Source organism: Thalassotalea agarivorans (assembly GCF_030295955.1).
Taxonomy (GTDB): Bacteria; Pseudomonadota; Gammaproteobacteria; order Enterobacterales; family Alteromonadaceae; genus Thalassotalea_D; species Thalassotalea_D agarivorans.
Window position 1 is genome coordinate 2,062,829 of record NZ_AP027363.1, and the last position, 23,235, is coordinate 2,086,063.

Here is a 23,235-nt window from a genome sequence, read left to right on the forward strand (position 1 = left end):
GCGAGATACTGGCAGCCATTTTAAATAGCAAACAAGCATCCCTGAAAACGTTTTGATTGTTATTATTTAAGGTTTGCAAGGATAGAGAATAATAAAATAGTGGGAACGTTGCCACTTTTAATTTATAGTAATTGAAAACTGATAACTAAAATAATAGAAACTCGCTATGAACAAGTTTATTCTTTTACTTTCTTTACTTACTGTCGTTGTTAGCCAACCAGTGCTTTCAAATGAAAAACCTAATTTCATCATTATCTTAACTGACGACCAAGGTTATGGTGATGTTGGCTTCAATGGTAGCAAGGAGATCATCACCCCGAATATCGACCGAATTGCTACCGAAGGTGCGAAGTTTAGCAACGGTTACGTGAGCTATGCCGTTTGCGGTCCTAGCCGAGCGGGTTTGTTAACGGGTCGATATCAAGGGCGTTTTGGTTTTGATCGAAATCCGCATATGGATCCAACAGATCCGACAGCAGGTGTCCCGTTGGACGAAAAAATGATTTCCGAAGTGTTAAAGCCTGCCGGGTATACCTCAAGTATTATTGGCAAATGGCATATGGGTACTCACCCTACTTTACGTCCGAATAAACGAGGTTTCGATTATTTCTATGGTTTCCTTTCTGGCGGACATCGTTATTTTCCTGAAGACTTGATTTACGACAGTGTTGAGCAGGGACTCGAGCAAGAAAACCCAAAGAAACAATGGCTTTCTTGGTATTACACAAAAATTCTCGAGAATGAATCCATTGTCGAAACAGATGAATACCTTACCGATGAACTTTCAACGGCTGCAGTCGAGTTTATAAAACGTGAAAAGGACAATCCCTTTTTTATATACCTTGCATACAATGCGCCGCATGCACCTATGCAAGCAACCAAAGAATACTTAGACAGAAACAAACACATACCAAAAGGGAAAAGACGCACCTATGCCGCTATGGTTACAGCAGTAGATGACGGTGTTGGTCGTATTCTAAAGACCTTGAAAGAACAAGGAATTGATGACAATACGCTTGTCGTATTCTTATCAGACAATGGTGGTCCTGAAACAAAGAATGGCTCAGATAATGGACCACTGAGGGGTGCTAAAGGCGATTACCATGAAGGTGGCATACGTGTTCCATTTGCTATGCGATGGCCGGCTAAAATCCCAAGTGGTCTCGTTTACGACAACCCTGTCATTTCGCTAGATTTAATGGCAACTTTTGCCGCTTTAGCAAAAGCTCCTATTAATCCAAACAAGCCATTAGACGGCGTAAATTTACTTCCATACCTCACTGGCACCAATAAAGGCGCGCCACATGACATTCTGTTTTGGCGAAACTTCGACAAAGGTATTGTGGCGGCTCGCGAAGGCAATAACAAAACACTTTTCATCAAAAAGAGTAATAAGAAAGAGCTGTATAACCTTGAGCAAGATATATCAGAGTCTCGCAATTTAACTAAGGAAAACAAGCAGCACCAACAAACCTTTGACACGCAACAATCAAAGATGACGGAATGGGAGTCTGGTTTAGCTAAAGAACCCGCTTTTAAAGGCCTAATCATCGCCAAAAAAGAGAATCAAAAGGCGACAAAAGCATATAAAAAACAACAGCAAAAATAGAAACAAGGCATTTTTATGCCTTGTACATTGCAGCTTAATAATAACAACGACTAACTAAAGCGACTTTTTATGAAAACATTACTCTATACCGCACTTTATTGTTTTACTTTGCTAAACAGTAGCGCTTTATTCGCCAACCAGTTGAATATCAGCGATGGTGAAAAAAGCCGCTTTAATCAGCTAGATAGCAACAATGATGATGCGCTAGACAATATCGAGTTTAGAGAAACCACGAAAGGCTGGATGACTAAGGCAGGATGGTAAGGCCCCAGAATTCTAGACAGTTTCTAGCTCCTTAAAATAACGTTTCTCAAATTCGTTTGGAGAAACACCACCATTTGTACCATGATTTCTTTTTGAATTGTAGAAACATTCAATGTAGTCAAATATCTCAGCCCTTGCTTCGTCACGGGTTTTATAGATCTTACGTTTAACTCTGTCCTTCTTGAGCAATGAGAAAAAGCTCTCCGCCACGGCGTTATCATGGCAATTACCTTTCCGACTCATGCTAGCTTCCAAGTTGTGCTCTTTTAAGAAGCTACGCCAATCAGAGGAGGTATATTGGACTCCCTGATCAGAGTGAACCAGCACCTTACTTTGTGGTCTTCGACGCCATACGGCCATCAGTAAAGCATCGATTACTAGGTCAGATTTGGGGCTGCTTTTCATCGTCCAGCCAACGACTTTTCGAGAAAATAAGTCAATCACAACCGTGAGATATAGCCACCCCTCGTAAGTGCGGATATATGTGAAATCTGTCACCCACGTTTGATCGGGCTTATTCACCTTGAACTCCCTATTTAAAGTGTTAGGCGCTGCGGGATGTTGTTTATTATTTCCAAAGCCTCGGTGGCGTTTGTAACCTCTGATAGCTTTAATTTTATTGGTTCGCATTATCCGATGGATGCGATTTTTACCGCATATCTCACCATCATTTTTCAAGTCAATCGTGATATTGCGATAACCATAGGTACAGCCACTTTCGAGCCAGAATTGTTTAATCTTGCCCAACAGCCTTTGGTCTTCGATTGCACGATTACTCAATGGCTTTTTCTGCCAGGCATAAAAACCACTGCGGTTGATGTTAAGAACCTGACACATTAACTCGACAGGATATTGCTTGAGTCGAGATTTCACGAACGTGTACTTTTCTTTGACTCCCCTGCAAAGTACACGGCGGCCTCCTTTAAGATGTCACGTTCCATTGTAACCCGCTTTAATTCGGCTTTTAAGCGACGTATTTCATCAGATTGGGCATCATCTACTTGACGCTGCTTGGCGGGCTTGGAATATCTTTTTACCCAATCATGAATGGACTTGTAGCTGACTCCCAATCGCTCAGCAACGGAAGTCATCGAGTGACCTTGCTCTGTTACTTGTTTGACTGCTTGGATTTTAAATTCTTCTGTATAGCGCTGACGGCTCATTATTACACCTCTTAGTTTTATATATTATAAAGCTAAGAACTGTTTAGTGAACTAGGGCCTTACCAGGACTTAGCGAGCAAGATCAAATCACTCAAACTAATAAACGATTTCGTCAGTATGATGCTGATAATAATAGTCTGTTAACTATCGAGGAGTTTGTCCTAAAAAATAGGCAACAAAACAGCGCTAAACAAACCAGTAAGAAACAAGTTGCTAAATCGCAGAGCAAAGCCAAAGAGATTGAAACAGCGGCTAATACGCCCTCTGAGCAATTACCTATAGCCCCTAGTTATCTTGGCACTGATAGCGCAGGTAACGAAGTTAACTTAGACGAATTGCGAGGCAAAGTGGTGGTGGTTTCATTTTGGGTTTCGTGGTGTAAATCATGTAAAAACGAATTAGCTATTCTAAACAACTTACAACAGCAAGTAGGTACCGATCTGTTGAAAGTTGTCGCGGTTGCGCTAAGTAAAGAAAATAAGCTGTCATTCAAAAAGTATCGTGAACAGTTAGCTGAATTAGATTTGACACTCACACATGATAAGTTTGGTAAGATTGCTAAAAAATATGGCGTGGATAAGGCACCGCACCTATTCGTAATAAGTAAAGAAGGCAGAATTACGCTAGAACAAAGTGATTATAAAAAGACGCCGGTTAATGCTTTGGTAGCAAACTTAAAACAAGAACTTGTGAAATAAACCACAAAAAAGTCGGCAAGGAATGTCGACTTTTGTTTCATACTAAACAAGTGATTAAGGCGTTGCTGAACTTTCAGGTGAAAATGTTAGGTCTTGTTTAAGCAGACGATTTCATTAATCACGGTTCTGAAAATTAGGCATTGACCGCTTTGTGCCATGAACAACCGTTCAAATTAACTTAGTTTCAGATCATAATCTCGATTATAGTCAATTCCTTGAGTTAGCCTTTGTCCTTTTAACAATTTTTTATAAGACGATGGCATTACTCGAAAACTATTAACTTTAGTGCTGACCTTATCAATTAATTTTCGAATAATAAGCAATTTTTTTCTAGCTGCTTCACTATAATATGCTGAGCTAATTACAGTTTGAACGATTGTATCTGAAGCGGCTTCGCCACCAAGCAATATAGATATTGCCGATGGATTAAAGACTTCGTCAGTTTTAAATTTAATACCGTTACTACCATCCTTCATGGAAAGTTCCCTGCTATTGACGCTTGCAGATTTACTTAGGCACAAAAAAAGAGATTTGGGGTTTGGGTTTTCGTAATCGACTTGATACTGAGATAAATTCTCAGCATTTTCATAGATTCTTGGGTTTTGATTGAGATCACTTAATGATTGGACAAATTTAAATTCACCAATTGAGTTCAGCAATTTAAACAACAGCTCTAAATCATGTCGATCTGCATATATTTCAACGCTCGAACCGTTCATTCAAACTCCTTGTAGTAATCGATGTAGACAATAAAGATTTGTTTACTCTCAATGACTCTTAATCGCTCATTGCAGTCTGTCAGACCACATCTAACCCTGTCAATTATTAATGTCCGAGTGGATTGAGAATTCTCCATATTAAGGTAAAAAAAATACAGCGCTATAGCTTTTCAAACTGTTCGGATAGCGCATTAAACTCATTCAATTGCCAACCATAATTTTTAGCTAACTTTTTCCCTTCATTCAAAACGCTCAAACCACGTTCTTTATTCTTATAATGCAATTCAGTACTAGCCGCATAATAATACCAGTTGGGGTTATATGATTGTTGCTCCTTCACCGAAGCTAGAAGTGCTTTTGCACGATCAGGATCTCTCAACAATTCGTTATCGCTTTCAATCAATAGTCTAGCTAGCCAAAATTGAGCGTACTGCTCTCCTTGCTCTGCCGCTTGCTCTAACCAAAACTTAGCTTTAACTTCATCTGTTTCGATAGCTCTACCTGATAAAAATTCACGAGCTAGTTTGTATTGAGCGCGCGCATAGCCGGACTGAGCTGCCCGCAGTAAGTATTGTATAGCTTCTTCTGAGTTTTTATTTGTGCCAAATCCCAACATTAACATATAGGCATATTCATTCTCTGCCTCTGGCACACCTGCCTCTGCGGCACTTTTTACGTATGTTTTGTAAATATCACGACCCATATCTAATGAGGGGAAAGCGACACTAAGCATAGCTAATTGATACTGTGCGTATGGTTCACCACTTTCAGCATCTTTTTTCATTTGCTTAATCTTCTTTAAGAATTTTGGTTCACTCGATTGAAGATATTGCATACTTAACTTCTGTCCCCATACACTCCTGCGACCAAAAGCTTTTACAGCTTGTTTATTGCCTCCTTTTCTTCTAGCTGGTCGGTAAACGTAGTATGAAAGTTGCTCTAAAATATTCGCGACCGCAAAAGGCTCAGTATAAAAGTTTTTATCTATTTCTATATCTTTTACTCGACCATCAGTATCGACATCAAAGTGATAAATAGAAGATGCTAAAACTGTACCTCCAACAAACCTTGAACCTGAAGCCGTCCCTGATTTCTTTTGGATTTTTGGCCGCTTAATATTTATCGTTTTACCTTTAATAACTGGGTAAATTTTAGTCGACAATGCTTGGTAGCCATAATGCTGTTTAAGCTGACTTTCTGCATACAGTTCTCTGACTGCTTGGCTCTGACTTGCAGGTAACGATGCCAAAATCCTTTTTGCTTTTTCACTGCCAAAATCTGCAGCTAGGCTCATATACATGACAGCCTTCATATTATCTACAGCGACACCTTCGCCGTTAGAATAGGCATTGGCTACTTGCAATTGAGCATAAATGTCTCCCAAATGAGCACTGTTGATTAACTGTTGAAAATGCTCATTGTTTTCATTTGCATATGCTGACAAAGAAAATACACACACGAGTGCTTTAACCCAATGTTTCATACTATGTCCCTATAATAATTTTAGTTACGGCATCGCTCTGATTTGATCTATGCGCGTCTGCAGCTGATTAACGATTTCAGGATACTTTGTCGCAATATTGTTTTGCTCTGCAATATCATTGCTTAGATCAAATAGCTGCGGTTCGGATTGCAAACCATTTTCTATTGCGGTTTTGTTGGCTAACCAATCGGGTGTAGTCCCTGAAAATGGTTCGATATACTTCCACTTACCACTGCGAATAGAGACGGTAAATGATTCTTCTAACATTTCTTCTCGGCCAGTAGCTGATGCATCAAGCAATGCAGGTAACAAGTCGACACTATCAAGCGCTTCGCCTTGTTCGAGCTCTACAGATACAAGATTTGCTAACGAGCGATACAAGTCTATATGACTGATCAACGCACTGCTCTCTCCAGCCGATGTTATGCCGTTAGGAAAAGTAACAATCATAGGCACTCGTGTACCTGCTTCATAAGCACTGTATTTGCCGCCTCTAAAGCCCGCTGAAGGGTCATGTTCACCTTTAAGCTCTTCTGCCTGATCAGCGTAGCCATCGTCCATTACCGGGCCATTGTCACTTGAAAACACAATTAAGGTGTTGTCATAAACGCCTGCATCTTTTAACGCTTGAACAATTCGTCCCGTCATCCAGTCCATTTGCAATATTGCGTCACCACGGGGCCCCATGCCAGACTTACCCACAAACATTTCGTTTGGTACACGCGGTACGTGAATATCATGAAAAGGAAAATAAAGCAGAAACGGCTTTGCTTTATTTTGCTCAATAAAATCAATCGCTTTATTGGTAAAAACCGTGTGAAAATCTTCGTCTACCCATTCCGCTTCATGACCACCTTTCATCCAGCCAATACGGCTAATACCATTGACTATGGTGCGGCTATGCTGCAGATCAGCACCTTGTTTCAATAGTTGAGGTGATTCTGTACCCACTGGACGACTACCAATGCGCTGTTGATAACTAATTTCTATCGGGTTAGCGGGATCTAAGTTGACCACATGATGATTTTCTAAATACACGGTAGGTACTCTATCGCCCGTAGCCGGCATCAAAAAACTATAGTCAAAGCCTAGCTCCAACGGACCTGGTTTAACCGCCTCGTTCCAGTTAACATGGCCTCGTCCCAAACCGAGGTGCCACTTTCCAACAACGGCTGTTTTATATCCTGCCTTTTTCATCATATCAGGCAAGGTGGGCGTATCAGGATCGATAATAAGTGGCGCATCTCCAGGTAAAATCGCCGCATTATTCCTAAAAGCGTATTGACCTGTTAGCAAAGAATATCGAGAAGGCGTACACGTTGCAGCAGAGCTATGTGCGTCGGTAAATCGAATGCCTTCTCGAGCCAAAGCATCAATACTTGGCGTTTGTGTTGCCGTCATGCCATAGCTACTGAGATCGCCATAGCCAAGGTCATCAACGTAGAAAATAACGACATTGGGTTTTATCGTGTCTTTTCTAACGAGTGCTTCATCAGTGCCGTGCTGCGCGCTTTCTTGTTGGCTGCATGCAGACAACAATGAGCAAAGCACAACGCTACAGGTAAATTGAATTAGTATTTTTTTCATCTATGCTACCCTCGACTATTTTGCTGAATTCCAAACAACACTTTGCATCTTGATTTCAAAGTCTTTGATCAATGGCTGATAAGCTTTGTCTTGTGCAAGGTTATTCCACTCATGAGGATCTGTTTCGAGGTTATAAAGCGCTTTACGACCATCAGCGTATACTGTGAAACGGTACTTGTCTGTCACAACACCGTAACTTCCTTTGGCGCTACTGGTATGAACAAGGTTGGTCCAACTGCTTGAGCTATCGGCTAACAATGGCACAAGGCTATTACCGTGATAGACAATCGATTCAGGCGCTGATATCCCTGTTAACTCCATTATGGTGGGGTACAAATCGATATTTTGTACAACTTGCTCCACGACATCGCCTGGTTTGATTCCAGGTGCTTTAATTAATAGTGGGCTTCGAAGTGATATATTAAAAGGCGTGTTTTTACGCCACAAACCATGGTCGGTTAGATGATAACCATGATCGCCCCAAACAATGATAATGGTATCTTCGTATAGGCCTTCTTCTTTTAACGCATTGATAATTTTACCCATTTGGGCATCTGCGAACGACGTACTCGCCATATAACCGCGTATCAGCTTTTGTGCAGTTTCATCATCGACACCTTCATTCCATAAGCCGTTTCGCGTTTTACTTTTATATGTTTGCGCATCAAACTGTTGTTTTGCACCTTCAGGAAAATCGGCAATCTTTCCCGCATCGGCTGGATACATATCAAAATATCGTTTTGGTGCCACCCATGGCATATGCGGACGAGAGAAGCCAGCGGCAATCATAAAAGGTTTAGATTTGTCGCGGCGATGTTTGATCATATCAACAACATCTTTAGCTACTTTACCATCGTTAAGCAAATCATCAGGGCCATCAACAGAAGCGTACATTAATGCACCGGGACCAGAGCCCTTTTTAAGATAGTCTTTGATTTGGTCTTCACGCCCTCCTATATCAACAATACGTTGTTGAATTTCTGGACCACCATCTTTGAATCGACTTTTTGGCCAAAATTCGCCAGCCACATGCCATGTGTGTTTCTCAGATGACGGCACGTTGCCGTGGTATAGCTTGCCGCGAGTAGCAGTCCAATAACCATTGTCCTTCAAAATACGTGGCCAGGTCGTTTGCTTAACAATGAGCTTAGGGTGCTTATTGTCTTTGAAATTGTCGTGATTATTGTCAAAGCGAATTCCGGTCAGCATCGCAGCCCTTGAAGGGTTGCAAAGCGGATAATTAACATAGGCACGATCAAAACGCACGGCGTCGTGAGCAAATGCATCAATATTAGGTGTTTTGGGCTCTGCCTCACCGTATGCGCCAATCAGAGGCCTTAAATCATCAAACGCCACAAACAAGATATTAGGTTTGTTCTTCGCTTCATTAGTGTCTGCAGCATAAACACTGTTGATGCTTATCCAGCCCAGCATAACCAGCACAATAGTCATCATTGAATTAATTAAAACTTTCATCGCACTCTCTTATTATTGTTTTAGTTCGTTGTTGTTTCAGTATTCCTAGCAACCACTATTGCTTTGATTCAATTTGTACAGGCAAAACGTTCAACTGTTTGCTGTATCCCGTTACGGTAATTTGACCCACTTTCCCTTTTTTGCTTTGCACTACAACAAGGGCCTTGCCATTGAAGGCTCGTCGATAGTCTGCAACAAAAGGTTCTGTTGTAGCAGAGTCGCCGTTACCAACAGCAATGATCTTGCCCGGCCCTTCAATGCTAAAATGGATCAGGTTATCGGCATTTGGTACTAAATTGCCCTTTGCATCCAAAACATCAACGGTAATAAAGGAAAGATCTTTGCCGTCAGCTGTGATTGCATGTCTATCTGCGGTCAATTTAACTTGCGTTGCCATGCCGGCAGTAAAAACTTGCTTTTCTGCAACGACTTTACCTTGGTTATAAGCAACTACCTTAATATCGCCAGGCTGATAGTTAACCAACCATTGCAAGCGATAAGGAGAATCAAAATGTTTGATGTTTTTCTTGTAACGAAGCGCTACTGGAATGCGCACTGTATCAACGCCCATCACTTTCTTCCCTTGTGATACACCGTTAACAAAAAGCTCAACTTCTTCGGCGTTAGAATAGGCAACGACAGGTATGCTTTCGCCAACTTTGTTTGGCCAATTCCAATGTGGAAGCACATGTACCATAGGCTTCTTTGTCCAGCGGCTTTGATACATAAAGAATCTGTCTTTAGGAAAACCAGCTAAATCGACCGCTCCAAAAGATGAACTGCGCGCAGGCCAATCTTGATTCCAGTAAAACTTGTTGCCGTGATCGCGACCGCCATATGGAGTCGGCTCACCTAAGTAATCAAAACCGGTCCAAATATACTCCCCCATGACGGCAGGGTTTTTATCTAGGTTGTACCATTCAACGTCAGGTATGTAGGCCCAGTATGGCGCGTAATTGTCGTAACTACTGACATATTTCGATGGATGTTTTTCTAGTGGTTTAACAGGAAAGTGATACTCTCCTCTCGTACTCACAACAGATGATGTTTCTGTACCTAATATCGGCTTTCCTTTATATCGTTTAATGATATCGCCGTATTCAGTTGCTTTGTAATTTAAGCCAACAATATCTATCTCATCGGCAATTTTACTTTTTACAAATGCTGGATAATCACTGAGTCCTGCTGTTACCAGTCTTGTTGGGTCGGCTGCTTTAACGATACTAGTTAAACGCTTTGCGTATTTCCAACCATCATTCTTTTTTTGCTCATAGATTTCGTTGCCAATGCTCCACATAATGACAGAAGGATTGTTACGGTGGATTCTAACTGTGTCGGTTAGATCTTGCTCTGACCACTCGTCATAGTACTTATGATAACCATTGACCACGGTATGCTTCGGTTTTTTCCATGTATCAAAGGCTTCTATTTGCAGTAAAATCCCCATTTTATCAGCAAGCTCTACTAGTTCTGGAGACGGTGGATTGTGGGCTGTTCGAACTGAATTTACGCCCATTGCTTGCATAATCTCTAGTTTACGCTCAATTGCTCGTTCATTTACCACAGCACCCAGCGGCCCGTTATCATGGTGTAAACAAACCCCTTGAATTTGCACTCGACGGCCATTTAACCAGAAGCCGTCATCAGCTTTGTATTCAATACTGCGAACACCCAATGGCTGTATGTCGGTATCAATAACGTTACCGTCCTTACGCAGCGTAGTAATTACTTTATAGCGATAAGGGTTATCCACGTCCCACCTGATAGGCTGGTCAATCGTTAATTTTGCTTCTACGCTGTTTTTGTTGCCAATTTGCGTTGTGATAGTTTGTTCAACTGCGGTCACAAGACGCTCGTCGGCATCTAAAATATCAAACGAAACATCATATTTACCGGCATTTGCAAAACTATTGATTTGAGTTTTGGCGATAACCTTGGCACTGCTCGTCGAAATGTTTGGTGTGGATATTTGGGTTTCCCACTGCGCTATATGGGTTTGGTTATCAAGTTCAATCCAAGTATTTCGATAAATACCGGAACCTGGATACCAGCGAGAGGCATAATTCTCAGGCGCGGTTTTAACGGCGATAACATTTTCTGACCCAACTGCAACTAACAGATCAGTAATGTCATAGGCAAAGCCGATATAGCCAAAGGGACGCTTTCCTGCTAGTTGTCCATTTACGTACACTTCGCTGTTTGCCATGACTCCGTCAAATGTGACCGTTACTCGCTTACCTTCAGCTTGCTTTGGCACGACAAACCGTTTGCGATACCATGCCGTACCAAACACTGGCAAACCACCATTGCGGGCACTGTATTTCTTTGAAAATGGCCCTTCAATCGCCCAATCATGCGGTAAGCTAATGGTGCGCCATTTAGCGTCATTGAAGCTCGGTTTAGCCGCTTGGTCATTATCGATAATAGCAAACTGCCAATTAGCATTAAAACTTTGCTTTTCCAGGCTGTAAGTAATGTTTTCAGCATGGATTGTTAAGGCAGTAAACACTAACCCCAATATACTCACTAACTTCAGAATCTGTTTTTTCATAGCGATCACTTTATTATTTCTTCTCTTGCTTCTTCCAAGGGTTCGGAAGTTTTTTCAAGGTAAACTCAGGGTGATAGGTACGTGAATCCCGCACTATGCCATTCATTTTTTCGACAACATCAGGAAAAGATTTTGCTAGATTGTTTGACTCTGAAATATCCTTGGTTAAATCATAGAGTTCGTCTGGCTTTTTATACTTTTTAACAAGCTTCCATTTTCCCATTCTTAACGCTTGTAAAGGACCTTCTTTCTCATTGAATTCCCAATACAACGATTCATGCTGTGCTTGTGACGCATCACCTTTAAGCGCCTTAACCATTGAAATGCCGTCAGTTTTTGGGCACTTTGACGCTTGAGATAATTCGCAAAACGTTGGCATCATGTCCCAGAATGCCGAAATATGCTCAGACGTACTGTTTGCTTTGATGTTGTTAGGCCATTTGGCGATAAAAGGAACTCTTATTCCACCTTCATAAAGATCTCTTTTTTGACCACGCAAAGGTCCATTGCTGTTGAAAAAGTCCTTGTCATATTCATGGCCATTGTCACTAGTAAATATCACAAGAGTATTCTCTGAGAGTCCTTTTTCTTCTAGTGCTGCTAGCAAGCGACCAATATCTCTGTCCATTCTTGAAATCATGGCGGCGTAAGTGACATTTCCTTCTGCGTCATTGCGATAATGCCCTTGAGTGTCCATCTTACGCTGTGGCCATCCAAGCTTGAGATACTGTTCTTTAGAATCACCAGGCACGGTGAGTGCTAGATGAGGAATAGTGTAGGATAAGTAAAGGAAAAATGGCGTATCCTTAGATTGCTGAGCAACGTAATTTAGCGCCTTATCTGTGAACAAATCATGAATGTAGACACCTTTGTTATTCATGAAATCATTGTCTTTTAACTCGAAGGGTTGGTCATTTTCAAACAAACGATGCCAATAATGGTGATGTGCATCTAAGTGCGTTCTAAGGCCATAAAAATAGTCAAATCCTTGATGACTTGGCATAGACGCCAAGTGTTCGCCTTTTTCTTCTTTTGCTTCAGACATCCCCCACTTACCAATAATGGCAGTGCGATAGCCATTGTCCTTGAGCATTTCAGCAATAGTCGTATCTTCTGGTGACAAGTCGACAGGCGTGCCACTGTTAGTCCATTTAGGGTTTCCTCGAATAGGACTGTGCCCACTGTGAAAACCGGTTAATAAACTGGCTCTTGATGGGCCACATACAGTCGAGCCTGCATAATGTTGGGTGAATTTTACGCCTTGCTGAGCCATTAAATCTAACGTGGGTGTTCTCGTTTTAGTTTGACCAAACGCGCCGATATCGCCGTAACCCAAATCATCGGCAAGAATATAAATAATATTAGGTTTACTGGTTTTTTGCTCAGCCGCACTTGCGGAAAGTGAAACGACAATAAAAACAGTAAAAACGTAACATAGGTAGTTGGTAAAATATTTCATAAAAATGGCCTATTCTTGTAGTTCTATGGCACCAATGTCGGGCAATCCCTTTATAGGGTTGCCTAAAACATCATGAGGAGACTGCAGTCCGACAATAAGTCCTGTCGAGTCATTCGGAATGCGCGGAATGTTTATGCCTTTATCTTTTATCAAGGCAATGTTTTGCGGTGTGTAATCTTTAAGGTTAAGCCCGCCTGGATTGACAAAGTTTGCATTGCCGTATATCGGGCTAGCATCTTGTACAAGTACTTCTTTAGGCCAGTTACCTTGCTTAAGATAAAGGTTATTTTCAAAGATAAAGTGTTTTAAATTGACATCATCTTTGTCACTTTCTGGTACATACTGATCGCCTTTGACTAGCTGACTGTCGCCCATAATATGAAAGATGTTGTTTGCAATAAGCGCGCCTTCCGCAACTTTTGTGACAGCTATTTTTGCCGTGATTTCGCTATCAACAAAAATGGTGTTGTTGTATATGTAGCTATTGTAGGGACCATGCCTTTTACGTGGCTTTCGCTTATTACCGATTTTTTCTGAACCGACAAAGCCGCTAAACCAAAACGTTTTACCCTCTTGAAAGGCAACGCCTTTTTCCTTAACACGATGACCGTCGTTAACGCTGACGTTGTATCGGTAGGTATTGTTAAAGTTATTACCCAGTATTTCGATAAAGCCACCAGCATTGTTAGCCGAAAGGTTGTATTGAACAATCACATTACTGCAGTTGAAATCGATATGAAAACCGGCTGAATCTCCCGGCCCATTAGCGTTTAAAAATTGATTGTGCTCGACAATAATATTGTCACTACCCCAGGTCCACATTCCGCTACCTCGCGCCCAATTTCGACTGTCTTGCGCGCTGCCAGAGCTATCTACGATATTATGTTTGACCTTTGCACCAGCGACACCGCCCATTTGCATGCCGGGACCGCCAGTATGGATAACGCGATTGTTATCAAGCAACACATTAGTGATATTTCGTTTACCACTAAACTTAATACCTGTATGCCCTACCGCTTGTACTTGGCTATTAGAGACTGAAATATTCGTCAGTAGCGTTTGTGGCAGACTGATAAAGTAAATACCAAAGCCGTATGCTTCGGTTCCATTAGCCGTTACTGTTTCTTGATAAGAACGCTGATAACCTTCATCTTTGGCATAGATGTTGGTTACTTTGACTTTATTCATGTGAATCTGAGCGTATTCACCTGCGTCACTTGTAATTACGGCTATACCAACTCGCATGTTAGGCTTTTTGGCCTTTCTCATCTTTTTTAATAATTGAGCAGGCAAAACAATATCGCCACCACCGTTTGCGGTTATTGATAGGTTTTCGACAATAATATGATCGCTATCAGCCAATAAAATTCCAGCAAACTCGCCTTTAGCATTGATTGTCGCAGGAGTCGCTGAAGATGTAGTCTCATAGGAAGAGATAACAATAGGCTTTTCGATAGTGCCAGAAACGTTATAGAGGCTAATAGAGCCTTTAAATGTTTGACCCGCTGCAAGCAGAATCTGATCGCCTGCAGAAATTTTTGCCGAAGTTAACCGAGCAAGTGATTGCCAAGGCTGGCTTGGTTCTGTGCCGAGATTATCATCACTGCCCTGCTGACTATTAATATAATAATTTGTTGCATCGACAGATATCGAAAAAGTGATAACTAAGAGCGCTACTAGCTGTCGTATATACATGAATTTGTCGTTTTATTTTTATGCATTTTTAACAGATTCTACACAATCAAAAACAAAAAGGAAAACGTTTTCCCAAATTTAACAAAAATACCCTATTATCGATTTATTTAGTAATTAATGAAGGTGTAAATGCTGATACTTTTCACGGTACCGAGCAATTAAAAACAAAGCGATTAAGGCAGGAATAACTGTGCCAAGAGAAAGTATAATCTTCATGCAATACAGTGCGTCTAGTGGTTGAGCGGCTCCTAAATTAGCATCAAAACCAATACCATTTAAACTCAAGCCTGTTATTAGTAATGCAAACACAATCGAAAAGGTTAAAACCATATGATGCAGCGCTGCAAAACCACCCGCTCTGCCTGTAGTTTTATGCTTTTCGTCATTGTCACTGGCCTGGGCTATTAACGCAGGAATGATAATCGTCATTGAACTCCAAATGGCAGAACAAAAAATGGGGTCTAAGATAATTAACCAAGTATTGCCTTTTTCGTAAATGAACCATTTTACAATGCCGCCGATAGCGGTTAATACAAAGATAACTTGTAAGGCATTTAACTTGCCATAGCGACGAGATAGCAGCGAAACGATAGGGATGTAGATTGCCGCCGAAATAGCATAGGCGGTAGATAATACAGCTTTCCATACCGTGCCCTGTGCAATATCACCTTCAAACATAAGATAGACTAGCACATAGTAGTCCATTTTAGCGGCATAAGCAGCAATACCGACTTGCAGAAAGATGATAAGACATACAAGTTTCATCAGAGGGACTTCTATGATTTGCTTAAACGTAGTGAGCATTGATGTTTTAATGTCGTCACTTTTGTTCAAGTCTACTTTTCTATCCGGAATAACTAAGGCAGGAATGATACCCATGAGGGTAATAATAAATATAGCTACAGACCATCCAACAACTTTTACACCCAAGTAAATACTGCCAAACAAAGCGAGTGCAGCCAACGGGTAAAGCCACTGGCTAGAAAAAGAGGCCAGTTTGATAAAATAACTATTGATTTCCATGACCTTGATGCGTTGCTCATGGTCAGACGTAATTTCATAACTCAGCGAAGTTAACGGCACATTGTAGAAACACACACAACAATGAAAGAGCACAGATAAGCACAAAAAATAAGAAAATTGACTGGTTGACGTCCAATCCTGAGGAACCATCCATATTAAGCCAAACAGCACAGCAGATAAGATAGCAAAGGCAAAAATAAACGGTTTACGTCTACCGAAGCGGCTTTCACAATTATCAGAAAGTTTACCCACTACAGGTGATAATATAGTAGATACAAAGAGTGGCACCATAAGGGCGAAATTAAACAGTACAGGGTCGACGCCAAGCGTCATTTGATAAAATGGGATGGCAAGAATTTCGGCCGCCTTCTCCATATAAAACAACGCAAATATACCGCAGCCTAAAGCTAGCTTTTGCTTAAGAGACGGTATCGCTGTTGTTTCTGTGGTATTGCTCAATCTGTTCTGGTCTTTTTTTGGATCAAGCCAGCTTGATCACAGAATCGCGCGTGACTAAATGCGGAATAAACAAATGTGTTCTTCCCGCTTCCTTTTGATTTTCCGATAGTTCTATCGCTAAGTTTGCTGCGTATTGCGCCATTTCTTCAATCGGGTAATGCATCGTTGTTAACTGCGGCAAACAAGCCTTTGCAATCAATAAATCATCAAAACCAATAACTGACACATCTTCTGGCACTTTTAATCCATTGGCGCTAAGCTCATGTACTGCACCTACCGCCATATTGTCGTTATATACAAGCAATGCAGAAAACGTATGTTTGCGCGCAAGTAACGCTTTAACAGCACCTCTACCACCATCCATATCAGCAGTTTGCGCACCGACCAGTAGGTCTTCATTTAGCGGAAACCCTGCTGTTGAAAGTGCTGTTCGAATACCTTCTAACCTAACGATTGCATCTGGGTTTTGATCTTCACGGGTGACAACAGCAATGTTCTCATGGCCATTAGCTAGTAAAAATTTGGTTGCTTCTTGCGCACCTAAATTATTATCCAACCATACGCAGCGATGTGCTAGCTGTGGAATCAAACGATTGATAAATACCAAACCAGGGATTTTTTCAGCTAACTCTATCAACTGTTCGTTTGAGCAATGAATACTATGAAAGACGATTGCGGTACAACGATGTTGCAATAATGAATCAATAGCATCTAATTCCGCTTGTTCGTCGGCTAACGCATTACTAATGAGGACTTTAAAATGATTATCTTTAGTAGATTCTTCTGCCCCGCGTGCCAGCGCACCGAAAAAAGGCATGGAAACTTGCGGAATAACGATACCAAGAGAGTCTGATTTTTTACTGACCAAAGCTTGCGCATTAATATTAGGTTTATACCCTAAGTCATCGATGACCTTTTGCACTCTAGCACGGCATGCTTTGCCAACCTTGCCTTGTTTTCTCACTACGCGAGATACGGTTGAAGTAGATACGCCAGCAACGCGGGCAACGTCCTTAATAGTTACCATAAGTTTTCCTTGAATGCCCGAGACAAGCTCAAACAATTAAATGATTAAAGCCCTGATGATTATAGGGAAATTAATAATGTCAACGTTACCATTATTATTTCCCTTTTACCAGCCATGATAGCTCTTTAAATGCTTTATACCACTAAAGTACCAAGGCTAAGACAACCCAGTTATTTGCTACTTGATATAACGACTGTATCTTGTGATAAGTCTTTACTTTTCACGGTGACAACTATGTCACCGGGCATGTCAGTTGTCTGAATCAAGGCAAGGGCTTTACCCATAAACGCTTTTCTATTTCTAGCTTTATGAGGTTCAAGATCGAGTATGTCACCATTTTCAACACCTAGCAGGGTTGCAGGACCACTGACTTCAATTTCAAATCGATGATCGGCTTCTGGCAACATCACACCTTTTTCATCAACAATTTCTAAGGTTAAACGTACAATGTCACGTTGATTAGCCGTTACACTCTCTCTGTTTGCAGTTATCGACACAGCATGCGCTTTCTGCGCTGTATTTAACGCCTTTGTTACTATCGTTTTGCCGTTGCTCTTCGCCACAACTTTAAGTTCACCTGGCTGATAAGGCACCAACCAAACCAGTTGCATATCGTCAGTCATAGTTTTCTCGCCCAACGATTCACCATTTAAAAACAGCTCTGCCGATTGTTGATTGGTGTATACAACAACGGGGATTACCGTGCCCTCTTTACCGTGATGTGTCCAATGCGGGTCTAGGTGGACCATTGGCTCAGTCGACCATTGACTTTGATACAGGTAGTAAGGCCCTTTTTCAAAACCTGCCAAATCAATGACACCAAAGTTCGCCGTTCTTGCTGGCCAGCCAAATGATTCACCTAAGTAATCAAATGCTGTCCACCGAAACGTACCCAATAGATAAGGCAACTTGCGCGCTAGTTTAATTTCATCACGAATTGGCATTCTTACCACAGAGTTATCAAACGATGAACCATACGCCGTTGGTACATCCGGAAAGACTTCGTTTTCCGTTAAATTTGGAATTTTATATACTTTGCTTTTAATACGATTCCATTTTTTCATTGGCTCGTGCTTTTCCCACGGCGCAGGAAAATCGCGTACTCGGTAGCTAGTTTTTGTTCTGTAAACACCTCTGGTATGAATGGTATGCGTCATTTCGGTACCAATTACAGGCGTATTAGGGTTTTTACGATGGAATTTTTGAATCGCCCCTTTAAACTCGCCATGGCCATTGAAACCAGCAATGGTTAAGTGCCCGCCTGCATAACCTCTACCTTGAGTGATAGGTCTTGTATCATCTATAGACTTAGCAAAATCCACCATAATTTTTTGTTGCTCTGGCGTATAGTTAGGTACTTCGTTTCCTACCGACCACATAATGATACTTGGATGGTTACGATCGCGACGCATAAAGTCGGTTAAATCTTTTTGCCACCATTTATCAAAATATAAACCATAGTCATATTTCGCTTTTGCTTGCCACCAACCATCAAATGCTTCATTCATTACCATAAAGCCCATTTCATCAGCCATACGATAGAACTCAGGAGAAAATGGGTTATGCGTTGTTCTAATGGCATTAACACCCATTTCTTTTAACATTTTCAGGCGGTATTCAAGCTCATCTTCAGGTACGGCAGCGCCTACTGGACCAGCATCGTGATGCATGCTTATGCCTTGCAACTCGACTGCTTGACCATTTAACAAGAACCCTTTGTCCGCCGTAAATTCTATACTTCTAAAACCTGTTTTTGTTCGTTTAAGATCAACAATATTGTCACCACTTAATACGGTGGATTGCACTGTATACAAGTAAGGTGAATTAGGAGACCACAATTGTGGAACTTGAACCGTGGTTAGTTGCTCAACTGTTTCTGTTTTGCCAGCAGCAACAATAATATCAGATGACGTTGAAGCAACTCTGCGATGCTCAGCATCTAATACATCCGTCTGCAGAACAAAGCGTTGGTTTTTATCGCTGTCATTAAAAATTTCGGTAGACACATTCACCGCCGCAGATTCTTTATCTACGTTTTCACTTCTAACAAAAACACCATCTTTAGGAATATGAATTTTGTTAACCGTAGTGAGCCATACATGTCTATAAATACCAGAGCCCGTATACCAACGGCCGCTCGGTGCTAAGCTATTATCTACCTTAACGGCAATTATATTGTCGCCCTGTACAAGATAGTCTGAAATGTCATAGCTAAAACTTATGTAACCATAAGGACGCTTACCCAAATAGTGACCATTTATCCAAACTTCACTATTCATATAGACGCCATCAAACTCTATAAATACCGCCTTGTCTTGCCATTGAGATTGCCACTCTATGTGTTTGCGATACCAACCAGTACCCGTTGGCAAAAAGCCCCCCGCAATCCCTGCAGGATGATTTTCATCATATTTTCCTTCTATTGACCAATCGTGCGGTAAGTTAAGTTGTCGCCATTCGCTATCATCATATTTAGGTAAATTCGCGTTTTCTGCGTCACCTAATTTGAACTTCCAATCAAAATCGATATTTGATTTCGTGCGAACAGTTTCAGAGTCAATAAAAGTTGATTTACTTGTAGCTTGGAGTGGCAACGTTACCACTAAAAGAAAAAAAAGCTTTACGATGATTTTATTAAACATATTTCATTCTTATTTGCTGTTATTTGCAGGTACTGCGATAAATCGAAATACCCGATTGTGTAGCAATTTACTGCGTTGGTAACTGACGTATACCAAGAAAAGGGCCTTAAAAAAGCTCTAGAGAAAACGGGAACATTCTAAAGAGCTTGAAGATAAAACCGGTGGGAAATTATTCCCACCGAGTCATTTCGCGTTAGAAATTAACGCGTACACCAGCATAGTAGCTAATACCACGAGCACTTTGTTGGGCAACAAAATCTGTTGCAGCAAAGCCTAGATGGTCACCTGATAGATACCCTTTAGTTTGAGTTTCATCAAGTAAGTTACTTGCTTGGGCAAAGACAGTAACGCTTGGAATAATCTTGTATCGAATATTCATGCTCAAGTTTTTACTTGGCCATTGCGTAAAGTAGCTTTGTCCGTCACGCGTTGCTTGGTAGCTTTGTTGGTTCAAGTTAATACGTGCAGAGAAACTTTTGCCAATATCATAAGTTAACGCAACGTTATAGGTGCTATCGATCCAACCTAAAGGTTGATACCAAATTTCCGTAGGGATGGTTAATGGGTTGTCGCCTGGGTTACGAATATTGTAATCCTGATGAGCACCATGGAAAAAGTCCATGTAGTTACCCGATAACGCTAGACCTTTAAGATAATCTGAAATAAAACCTAGATCTTGACGGAAAGAGAATTCCCAACCTTTAACATTACCGCCTTCGCCTTTAACCTCAGAGGTAACCGGCATAGAAATTGGGTAGCCTTCGCTATCCACTGCACCCTCTACAGGAATATAGTTAGCACCCGTTTGATACAAACCATCTAAATCTTTATAGAATCCTGCAATCGCATAGTAATCCCACTGTGTAGGATAGTATTCAAATGAGACATCTACTTGATTTGAGATAATAGGATCTAAGTATGGGTTACCTGCATCGGCAAGCGTCTTAGATTGCAAATTAACTTCAGTATCGAATTCTTGGTCACTGTTACTTTTCAGTTTCAATGCATTGTTCACATCACCCAAACTTGGACGAATCATTGCTTGACCAGCACCAATTCTAATAAAGAATTCATCTGCAGGAATGATGTTCACATTAAGCGATGGTAATACGCCTGAATAGTCGTGCGTACTAGTAACAAAGTCAGCACCTTCACCAACTATTAGCTGGAATGTACCAGGAATTGGTTCCCCTGTTTCATCGTTGATTTTTTCTTGAACGATGAATTCACTTTGGTAACTTGTTGATTCAAGCTCTGTTGAGTAATAGCGTAAACCGAATGTACCGTTGTAGTAGTCACCTGCGAAGGCGAGTTGTACATAGGCTGCATCAGTATTTTCTTCCAACTCATAGCTTGCGAATCTATCTTCGTCAGAAATTGTTCTGTTAGCAAAAAATTCAGGCATTGAACCAATGATGTCACCAACATCTACATAGTATAAATCACTAAAGCCCTGAATATACTCAAGCTTTCTGTAGTTCTCGTCTTTCAGCTTGGTCGCTAACGCGTTGAAGTCGAGGTGACCAAACGCATCTGCCCATTCTTCATCCGTCATCGTACGGTTTTTAGGGTTCTTACTATACTTTTCGCTATCATCAAGATGATCTTTTGTGTTTTGAGAACGTCTATAACCAAATTTAATCTGATGTAGTGGTCCTAAATCGACATCCCAGATAAAGTCTAACTTAACCGCTGATACCGCGCTTTCCATGAAGTTTTGGCTATTATTAACACTATGAAAATCAAAGTTGCTTGGATCGCCCAAGTTGTTTTCCAAAATACGTTGATTGATAGCATTACGATCCGGATCATAGGCTGTACCAGTAAAGTCAGCACCCAAATAGTAAAGGCCATAGTTTGACGTATTAGCGTCAAACGCAATGTAATGATCAGCCGCGTCGTCTATGTTACCTGACGCGGTTCTGTAACTGTAAAAACGATCTGCCGCCGAGTGCGCAATATCAAGCTCGGCTCTAAAGTCTTCCGTAATTTGATAGGCAAAGTTGATACCAAACACATCCGTTTTATCGTTATTTAGAACGCTGCCGTCCCACTTACCCATACCACCGCCAGGCTTGCGAACAACACCACTCATTAAAAAGTTATCGTCTGATACGTCAACTTCGTCTTGAGGCACTAACCAATCAACGCCCCAAAAGGTTGGAACCGATAAGGTAAGTACATTTTGTTTATAATCGTATTCAGACGTTAGGTAGTCAGCAGAAATTAACAAATCATCAGTTAATTGCCACTGCGCAGCTGCAAAGATAGCATCTTGTTCAATGGTAAATTTCTTTGAGTTCAATACCGATGCTGTACTTGCGTATTCACCAACTCCATCACCATTTCTGTCTGGTAACCATGCATGATTACCAACCACTTTATCGCCATTTTTGATGCCTTCTAGGTAACGAATGTCATCACGAAATGCTGCGCCGACAGAAAAAGCAAAATCATCACCGATATGCTGGCTAATCATACCATCGATATTGGTACCATATTTGTCGCCTTCGGTAATATCTTTGTACAAAGAGTTACTGTTAACTGTTGCTGAGAACGTTCTCACATTCTTGTCAACTTCCAGAGGTTTAAACGTCTCCATGTTTACATGACCAGAGATACCACCTTCTAAACCATCTGCCCTAGCTGTCTTGTATACTTGTGCTCTACGAATACTTGCTGATGGATACAAACTTAAGTTAACTGAGCGAGAACCGAATGAACTTACTACCTCACGGTTATTTAATGTGGTTAACGTATATGCACCACCCATACCACGAACAGAAACGGTATTACTACGGCCGTTATCTTGGTTACCTGTTACACCTGTCAAACGCTCTAACGATTCGGCGATACTTTGGTCAGGCAACACACCAATTTCTTCAGCTGATAAGTTGTCAGAAATGCTATTTGCAAACTTTTTCATGTTGATGGCCGCAACTTCACTTGAACGCATACCACCTACAGTAATGACTTCAATTTCAGCTTTCTTTTTTTCAGCTTCTTTAGCAGCTTCTTTTTCTTTTGCCGATTGAGGCTTTTGGATTTCAGCTTCTTCTGATTCTGCAGCGAACGCAATCGATGGTAATTGCACAGATAATGCCGCTAAGAGAGCTAAACTAATTTTGGACTTGTTCATAATTCCCCGCCAGGTTTCGTCACATATACTTATTGTTTTTGAGTTTTGATTTATTCTTGTAAATATTTCCTGCGATCGTAAAAGCATCCACTTCTACTAGGGACAACGTTACCACCTGAATAATAAACATTCAACAATGTTTATCGATAAATCTCATTTATTCTAGTTTGCACACTATGTAATAGCATCTAATTTACAACTTAAGTTGTTGTTTTTATATGTTTTTATTTAGCCAATTTAA

Annotated in this window: 15 protein-coding genes; 3 read left to right on the top strand and 12 right to left on the bottom strand. The window is 41.0% G+C overall.

Annotated elements, in window-relative coordinates; all coding sequences use genetic code 11:
- The first annotated feature begins 166 nt into the window (after positions 1–166).
- Both QUD85_RS09565 and QUD85_RS09570 read left to right on the top strand, forming a co-directional pair.
- On the top strand, positions 167–1,609 hold the full coding sequence (locus QUD85_RS09565) for a sulfatase-like hydrolase/transferase (RefSeq protein ID WP_093331343.1): 1,443 nt from the start codon (positions 167–169) through the stop codon (positions 1,607–1,609).
- Positions 1,610–1,678: 69 nt separating this feature from the next.
- Positions 1,679–1,873: a hypothetical protein gene (locus QUD85_RS09570; protein WP_093331345.1), complete on the top strand. Its 195-nt coding sequence runs from the start codon at positions 1,679–1,681 to the stop codon at positions 1,871–1,873.
- Positions 1,874–1,885: 12 nt separating this feature from the next.
- Here QUD85_RS09570 and QUD85_RS09575 read toward each other — a convergent pair.
- A protein-coding gene (locus QUD85_RS09575; protein WP_286218627.1) for an IS3 family transposase occupies positions 1,886–3,036 on the bottom strand; the annotation gives its coding sequence in 2 pieces (ribosomal slippage) (positions 1,886–2,802 and positions 2,802–3,036; 1,152 coding nt in all).
- A gap of 278 nt (positions 3,037–3,314) precedes the next feature.
- Here QUD85_RS09575 and QUD85_RS09580 point away from each other — a divergent pair.
- A complete protein-coding gene (locus QUD85_RS09580) occupies positions 3,315–3,734 on the top strand; it encodes a TlpA family protein disulfide reductase (protein WP_281241747.1) in 420 nt (139 codons plus the stop codon).
- A gap of 173 nt (positions 3,735–3,907) precedes the next feature.
- Here QUD85_RS09580 and QUD85_RS09585 read toward each other — a convergent pair whose 3' ends face one another.
- From QUD85_RS09585 to QUD85_RS09635, 11 genes are all read right to left on the bottom strand, one after another.
- Positions 3,908–4,453 carry a hypothetical protein gene (locus QUD85_RS09585; RefSeq protein ID WP_093328375.1) on the bottom strand — a complete coding sequence of 182 codons (546 nt, stop codon included), beginning with the start codon at positions 4,451–4,453 and terminating at the stop codon, positions 3,908–3,910.
- Positions 4,454–4,613: 160 nt separating this feature from the next.
- Positions 4,614–5,936, bottom strand: a complete 1,323-nt coding sequence (locus QUD85_RS09590) for a tetratricopeptide repeat protein (RefSeq protein ID WP_093328374.1) — start codon at positions 5,934–5,936, stop codon at positions 4,614–4,616.
- Between the two features lie 24 nt (positions 5,937–5,960).
- On the bottom strand, positions 5,961–7,523 hold the full coding sequence (locus QUD85_RS09595) for a sulfatase family protein (protein ID WP_093328372.1): 1,563 nt from the start codon (positions 7,521–7,523) through the stop codon (positions 5,961–5,963).
- A 15-nt stretch (positions 7,524–7,538) separates the two neighbouring features.
- Entirely contained in the window at positions 7,539–8,999 is a 1,461-nt protein-coding gene (locus QUD85_RS09600; protein WP_093328371.1) for a sulfatase, read from the bottom strand.
- Positions 9,000–9,054: 55 nt separating this feature from the next.
- A complete protein-coding gene (locus tag QUD85_RS09605; RefSeq protein WP_093328369.1) occupies positions 9,055–11,550 on the bottom strand; it encodes a glycoside hydrolase family 2 TIM barrel-domain containing protein in 2,496 nt (831 codons plus the stop codon).
- Between the two features lie 13 nt (positions 11,551–11,563).
- Positions 11,564–13,009 (bottom strand): arylsulfatase, encoded by a 1,446-nt coding sequence (locus QUD85_RS09610; RefSeq protein WP_093328368.1) that lies wholly within the window; start codon positions 13,007–13,009, stop codon positions 11,564–11,566.
- Positions 13,010–13,018: 9 nt separating this feature from the next.
- Positions 13,019–14,704, bottom strand: a complete 1,686-nt coding sequence (locus QUD85_RS09615) for a right-handed parallel beta-helix repeat-containing protein (protein WP_093328366.1) — start codon at positions 14,702–14,704, stop codon at positions 13,019–13,021.
- Between the two features lie 114 nt (positions 14,705–14,818).
- Positions 14,819–16,186 carry an MFS transporter gene (locus tag QUD85_RS09620; protein ID WP_093328365.1) on the bottom strand — a complete coding sequence of 456 codons (1,368 nt, stop codon included), beginning with the start codon at positions 16,184–16,186 and terminating at the stop codon, positions 14,819–14,821.
- Between the two features lie 22 nt (positions 16,187–16,208).
- The gene (locus QUD85_RS09625) at positions 16,209–17,213 is read right to left on the bottom strand and encodes a LacI family DNA-binding transcriptional regulator (protein ID WP_093328363.1); all 1,005 of its coding nucleotides are present in this window, start codon (positions 17,211–17,213) and stop codon (positions 16,209–16,211) included.
- Positions 17,214–17,383: 170 nt separating this feature from the next.
- Positions 17,384–19,855, bottom strand: coding sequence for a sugar-binding domain-containing protein (locus QUD85_RS09630; protein WP_093328362.1), 2,472 nt, complete (start codon positions 19,853–19,855; stop codon positions 17,384–17,386).
- Positions 19,856–20,048: 193 nt separating this feature from the next.
- The gene (locus QUD85_RS09635; protein WP_177168855.1) at positions 20,049–22,994 is read right to left on the bottom strand and encodes a TonB-dependent receptor; all 2,946 of its coding nucleotides are present in this window, start codon (positions 22,992–22,994) and stop codon (positions 20,049–20,051) included.
- Positions 22,995–23,235 lie beyond the last annotated feature (241 nt).

Bases quoted from the DNA above. Each gene is read 5' to 3' on its own strand.
- QUD85_RS09615 (WP_093328366.1), bottom strand. From the start codon at position 14,704: ATGTATATACGACAGCTAGTAGCGCTCTTAGTTATCACTTTTTCGATA.
- QUD85_RS09590 (WP_093328374.1), bottom strand. From the start codon at position 5,936: ATGAAACATTGGGTTAAAGCACTCGTGTGTGTATTTTCTTTGTCAGCA.
- QUD85_RS09585 (WP_093328375.1), bottom strand. From the start codon at position 4,453: ATGAACGGTTCGAGCGTTGAAATATATGCAGATCGACATGATTTAGAG.
- QUD85_RS09600 (WP_093328371.1), bottom strand. From the start codon at position 8,999: ATGAAAGTTTTAATTAATTCAATGATGACTATTGTGCTGGTTATGCTG.
- QUD85_RS09595 (WP_093328372.1), bottom strand. From the start codon at position 7,523: ATGAAAAAAATACTAATTCAATTTACCTGTAGCGTTGTGCTTTGCTCA.
- QUD85_RS09630 (WP_093328362.1), bottom strand. From the start codon at position 19,855: ATGTTTAATAAAATCATCGTAAAGCTTTTTTTTCTTTTAGTGGTAACG.
- QUD85_RS09635 (WP_177168855.1), bottom strand. From the start codon at position 22,994: ATGAACAAGTCCAAAATTAGTTTAGCTCTCTTAGCGGCATTATCTGTG.
- QUD85_RS09605 (WP_093328369.1), bottom strand. From the start codon at position 11,550: ATGAAAAAACAGATTCTGAAGTTAGTGAGTATATTGGGGTTAGTGTTT.
- QUD85_RS09565 (WP_093331343.1), top strand. From the start codon at position 167: ATGAACAAGTTTATTCTTTTACTTTCTTTACTTACTGTCGTTGTTAGC.
- QUD85_RS09610 (WP_093328368.1), bottom strand. From the start codon at position 13,009: ATGAAATATTTTACCAACTACCTATGTTACGTTTTTACTGTTTTTATT.
- QUD85_RS09625 (WP_093328363.1), bottom strand. From the start codon at position 17,213: ATGGTAACTATTAAGGACGTTGCCCGCGTTGCTGGCGTATCTACTTCA.
- QUD85_RS09570 (WP_093331345.1), top strand. From the start codon at position 1,679: ATGAAAACATTACTCTATACCGCACTTTATTGTTTTACTTTGCTAAAC.